The 5,201-nt window shown below is 68.4% G+C and carries 4 protein-coding genes; all 4 read left to right on the forward strand.

Annotated elements, in window-relative coordinates; all coding sequences use genetic code 11:
* The first annotated feature begins 2 nt into the window (after positions 1-2).
* Positions 3-881: an EamA family transporter gene (locus FKP22_RS20450; RefSeq protein ID WP_141289537.1), complete on the forward strand. Its 879-nt coding sequence runs from the start codon at positions 3-5 to the stop codon at positions 879-881.
* Positions 882-1,249: 368 nt separating this feature from the next.
* Positions 1,250-2,746, forward strand: a complete 1,497-nt coding sequence (locus FKP22_RS20455; RefSeq protein ID WP_141289538.1) for a choice-of-anchor tandem repeat GloVer-containing protein — start codon at positions 1,250-1,252, stop codon at positions 2,744-2,746.
* A 199-nt stretch (positions 2,747-2,945) separates the two neighbouring features.
* The gene (locus tag FKP22_RS20460) at positions 2,946-4,184 is read left to right on the forward strand and encodes a hypothetical protein (protein WP_141289539.1); all 1,239 of its coding nucleotides are present in this window, start codon (positions 2,946-2,948) and stop codon (positions 4,182-4,184) included.
* A gap of 96 nt (positions 4,185-4,280) precedes the next feature.
* Entirely contained in the window at positions 4,281-5,072 is a 792-nt protein-coding gene (locus FKP22_RS20465; protein WP_141289540.1) for an L-iditol 2-dehydrogenase, read from the forward strand.
* Positions 5,073-5,201 lie beyond the last annotated feature (129 nt).

Genomic DNA, 5,201 nt, shown 5'->3' on the forward strand with positions numbered 1-5,201 from the left:
CCTTGAGCGGCGGCACACCCGGCAGCGGCTGGGTGCTGCTGGCGGTGCTGGGCGCGGCATTGCTGCATGCGAGCTGGAACGCGCTGATCAAGTCGTCCACCGACAAGGCGCTGGACACCGGACTGATCCACGGCCTGGGCACGCTGGTCGCGCCGCCGCTGATGCTGTGGCTGGGCCTGCCGGATGCTTCGGCCTGGCCTTACATCCTGGCTTCGACGGCGATCCACATCGGCTACTACATCGCGTTGGCTGGCGCCTACAAGCACGGCGACTTGGGGCTGACCTATCCGCTGATGCGCGGCTGCGCACCGTTGCTGGTCGCCCTTTGCAGCCATGCGCTGATCAGCGAAAGCCTGTCCTTCATGGGCTGGGCCGGCGTGCTGACCATTTGCACCGGCGTGCTGGCGCTGGGGCTGTCACGCCATGCAAACGAAGGCGACCCGGCGCGCCGCCGCAAGGCGCTGCGCTTTGCGCTGCTCAACGCCGTGTTCATTGCCGGCTACACGCTGGTGGACGGCGTGGGCGTGCGCGTCTCGGGTGACGCCGGGCGCTATGTCGCCGCACTGTTCCTGCTCGACGGCCTGCCCTACCTTTCGCTGGTGCTGTGGCAGCGCCGCGCGCAATGGCCCGCCACGCGCGCCTACATGACGGCGCGCTGGCCGGTTGCACTGGGCGGCACGGTCGCGTCGCTCGGCAGCTACGGCATTGCGCTGTGGGCCATGACGCTGCTGCCGGTGGCGATGGTGGCCGCCATGCGCGAGACCTCGGTGCTGTTTGCCGCGCTGATCGGCACGCTGCTGCTGCGCGAACCCTTCGGCTGGCAGCGCGCTGGCGGCACCGCGGTGATCGTCGCCGGCATCATCGTGCTGCGGCTGCACTGAGGGCCAGCCGGGGCCGCCGGCACGCCTCGTGCTTACGTCTGAACCCGCTGATTTCTGGCGTGTTTTCATTCCCCAAAAATATGTGATGCATATACGTTAGAAATCTTGTGGAACTGTGGCGAAGGCTTTATGCTGACGTTCATGGCGTTGACACAACGCTGACACGAGCCCGCTACTGCCCTCACGGCAGCGCGGTGCCGGGCCAGCGTGCAAGGGACACGATTCCTCGCGTCAGCGTCTGCTTCTTGGCTGGTCTGCGCCCCATGAGGGCGCCGGCTTGCTCCCGGCCGTCGCGCACCCCAAACACGCGAGCGGTAGCCGACCCGCAACAAGCGGGCAGCACCTCCCCCAACCCCTAGGAGTTCCTTGTGTCTCGAAACATTGCGGATGTCGTTCTCGGCGGGTCGAAGCGCCGATTCACGGGCCTGACCCTTGCCAGCCTGCTGGCCATCACTTCGTGGGGCCTGCACGGCACCGCGCTGGCGGCCGACCCGACCACGGTCATCGCCTCCATGCCCGGCGCCGAAAAGGGCGCCCAGCCCTACGGCGCCATGGTCCAGGCACCGGACGGCTATGTGTATGGCACCGCGCTGACCAACTCGCCCGACAGCGGCTGGGGCCTGGTGTTCCGCGTCAAGACCAACGGCAGCGGCTACAAGGTGGTGCACACCTTTGACGGCTCGACCGAAGGCGGCTCGCCGCGCGGTGACCTGATGGTCGGCAGCGACGGCTCGGTCTACGGCAATGCCTCGACCGGCCAGGGCGCAGCACAATACGGCAGCCTGTGGAAGTACGTGCCCGGCGGCAAGTTCAAGCTGCTGCACGTGTTCAACGGCAGCGACGGCGCCTACCCCGGCGGCGCGCTGGTGCAGGACAGCAAGGGCCTGCTGTATGGCTTTGCCATCGGCGGCGGCGAGTTCGGCCGCGGCGCGATCTTCAAGATGCAGCCCAGCGGCGAGAAGTTCACCGTCATCCACAGCTTCGCTGGCGACGCCTCCGGCGGCAACCCGCACGGCCTGGCACTGGGCACCGACAACCTGCTCTACGGCGTGACCTCGAGCGGCGGCAACACCGGCGAAGGCGTGGCCTTCAAGATGGCCCGCGACGGCAGCGGCTTCCAGGTCCTGCATTCGTTCGACAGCACCGTCGAAAGCATCAACCCGCAGGCCAGCCTGGTGACGAACCCGGCCGACGGCTATGTGTACGGCACGACCAACAGCAACGGCGCCGACTACGGCTCGGTCTACCGCTTCAACGGCGCGGGCAACTTCCAGACCGTGCTGAAGTTCGACGACATCACCAACGGCGAATTCCCGACCTCGCCGCTGGTCGTCGGCCCGAACGGCCACCTGTACGGCAGCGCGCCTTACGGCGGCCCGAGCCGCAGCTACGGCACGCTGATCGAAATCGACCCCGCTACCAGCAAGCTGGTGGGCGTGGTCTCGCTGACCGACAGCGCCTTCGCGGTGCAGGCTGGCCTGACCAAGGGCAGCGACGGCATGCTGTACGTTCCCGCCTACGCTGGCGGCGCCAACAGCGCTGGCGCGATCCTGAAGGTGGACCCGGCGGCCTTCCCGGCCCCCATCCTGCCCAAGCCGGCGGTGCAGTTCTACATCGACCAGATCAACCCGCCGATGACCACCAGCAACACGACGCCGGGCAAACTCATGAAGCTGGCCTGGTACTCGCAATACGCCGACTCGTGCGCCGTCACCGGCACCTGGGACTCGGGCCAGGTGGCGACTGAAGGCACCAAAACCATCAGGCAGACCGAATTGGGCGACTACCCCTACGTGCTGACCTGCTCGAACGCGCAAGGCTCGACCAGTTCGACCCAGGTCCTGCACGTGCTGCCCAAGCCCTGAGCGTGCCCCCAAGGACCGGGCTTTGCCCGGCCCGCCCCCCGAGGGGGATGAGGAAACTTGGGACGGCCCGGCGTTTCCTCATGCAACCACGTCCGAACGGTGCCTTCGCCCTCGCACGGCGCCGTTCGTCCGCGCCGGGCGCCCCGCCACGCCAGGCGGAGCGTCCGGCGCGCCTGCTCCTGCTTGTATCCTCGCCGGCATGAACTCCCAGTTTCCGTCCTCGGCCAGTGAAGCCGACCTGGCCTTGCGCCGCCACACCGAAGCGCTGGGCAATGAACTGCAGACTGCCGTCGGCGCGCTGCTCGCCGCCATCGAAGACAAGGGCGCTCGCGACCAGAAAGCCTTCCAGGCTGCACTCGGCCTGGGCCAATCTGCCGTCTCCCGGCTGCTGTCCTCGGTGCGCAGCGGCGACCCGCTGACCACGCTGGTCAACATCCCCGGCGCCCAGGTGCTGGCCCAGATGCTGCGCGGCGCCGAGCGCACCAAGCTCGATCCTGGCCACCTCTCGCGCGCTGCCGCCGCGGTGCAGGCCTTCGAGACTTTTGTCGACGTGCAGTTCGGCGACCGCGCCACGCTGGACACGGTGCTCAGCGAATGGGTGCTGGAGTCGCGCGCCGCGATCGAGTTGCGCCAGAAGACGCTGGCCTTCAAGGCCACCAGCGCACTGCGCGGCGTGCAGGCCGACCTGGTGCTGTCCACCGGCATCGTCTACCCCTCGCGCGACAACCCCGAGCGCCATGACGGCCTCGGCATCGACGCCTTGCTGGGCTGCCGGCGCCTGAAGCCTTCGGGCCTGCTGCGGCTGAACTTCTCCTCGCTGAGCCCGGAAGAAAGCCGCTTCAAGGCGCTGAGCCTGAACGGCCAGCCGGTCTCCGGCATGGAAGACCTGCTGCTGCGCCAGTTCTCCAGCGTGCAGCCCGAGCAGTTGCAGACCGAACAGAACGGCCGCGTGATCCAGACCTCCGTCTTCGGCCTGCCGCTGAGCCGCGAGCAGGGCCGCGGCCACGACATCGTCTACGTGCAGGTCTACAACAACGCCCACCGGGCCCGCCGCGGCGCCGGTGGCCCGACCAGCGGCATGGCCGCGCACGCCGAGCCGCCGACCGAATGCTGCGTGATCGACGCGCTGCTGCACGACGACGTCTGGCCCGACATCCAGCCCGAGCTGCGGCTGTACGACACGGTGATCCGCGGCATTGCCCACCCGGACGACCCCAGCCGCTTCGGCGACCGCATGGACATGGTCGAAACCGTGCAGTTCCTCGGCCGCGGCCCGGAAGCCTTCCGGCTGCCGGAATATGCGCGTTACCCGGAGCTGATCCGCCTGGCCTGCGCCGAGCGCGAGTGGGACGCCAGCAAGCTGCGCGGCTACCGCATCAAGGTGCGCTACCCGATCTACGGCTCGCAAATCGGCATGGCCTTCCGGCTGCTCGACTGAGAAGTATCGGCAGGCCGGCGGCAAAGTACCGGCACAAAACATCCAGAGTTCCTATCGTCGGACAAGTCGGCACCCCAGCCGAACCAAGGAGACGACATGGACACCACGGGCCGCCTGGCGGGAAAACATGTGCTGCTGACCGGCGCCGCCGGCGGCATCGGACTGGCCGTTGCGCAGGCCTGCCTGGCCGAAGCCGCGCGCTGCACCATTGCCGACATCGGCAGCGCAGCTTCCGCCGGCGTGCAGGCCTTGCAGGCCGCGCATCCCGAAACACTGCGCTACCAGCAGGCCGACGTGGCGCAGGCCGCCAGCATCGCGGCGCTGGTGGAAGCGGCCAGCGCCGGCTTCGGCGCCATCGACGTGCTGTTCAACAACGCCGCGGTGTTCGACATGGCCCCGGTGCTGGAAGCCGACGAAGCCTCTTACCAGCGCCTGTTCGACATCAACGTGAAAGGCATGTTCTTCACGATGCAGGCGGTGCTGCGCCAGATGGTGGCGCACGGCGTGCGCGGCAGCGTGATCAACATGTCCTCGCAAGCCGGCCGGCGCGGTGAAGCGCTGGTGGCCCACTATTGCGCGACCAAGGCCGCCGTCATCAGCTACACCCAGTCCGCCGCGCTGGCGATGGCGCCGCACGGCATCCGCGTCAACGGCATTGCGCCGGGCGTGATCGACACGCCGATGTGGCAGCACGTGGACGCCCAGTTCGCGAAGTACGAAGGCCTGGCGCTGGGCGAAAAGAAGATCGCGGTGGGCAAGGCCGTGCCGCTGGGCCGCATGGGCACGCCGCAGGACATTGCCGGGGCCGCCGTCTTCCTGGCCAGCGACGAGGCCCGCTACATCACCGCGCAGACGCTGAATGTCGACGGCGGCAACTGGATGAGCTGAACGGGTTCAGGCACCTTTGGCAACCGGACTGCGGCTGGCCTGGGCCGATTCGTCCAGCGGCCGGCCCAGGCAACGCCCGGCCAGCACCAGGCAGACCAGCACGCCAGCCGCACCGCCCCAGAGCACGCC

Origin of the sequence: Ideonella azotifigens (assembly GCF_006519715.1) — a bacterium.
GTDB classification, from domain to species: Bacteria; Pseudomonadota; Gammaproteobacteria; order Burkholderiales; family Burkholderiaceae_C; genus Ideonella; species Ideonella azotifigens.

Coding starts and splice junctions, on each gene's coding strand:
- FKP22_RS20460 (WP_141289539.1), top strand. CDS start 2,946: ATGAACTCCCAGTTTCCGTCCTCGGCCAGTGAAGCCGACCTGGCCTTG.
- FKP22_RS20465 (WP_141289540.1), top strand. CDS start 4,281: ATGGACACCACGGGCCGCCTGGCGGGAAAACATGTGCTGCTGACCGGC.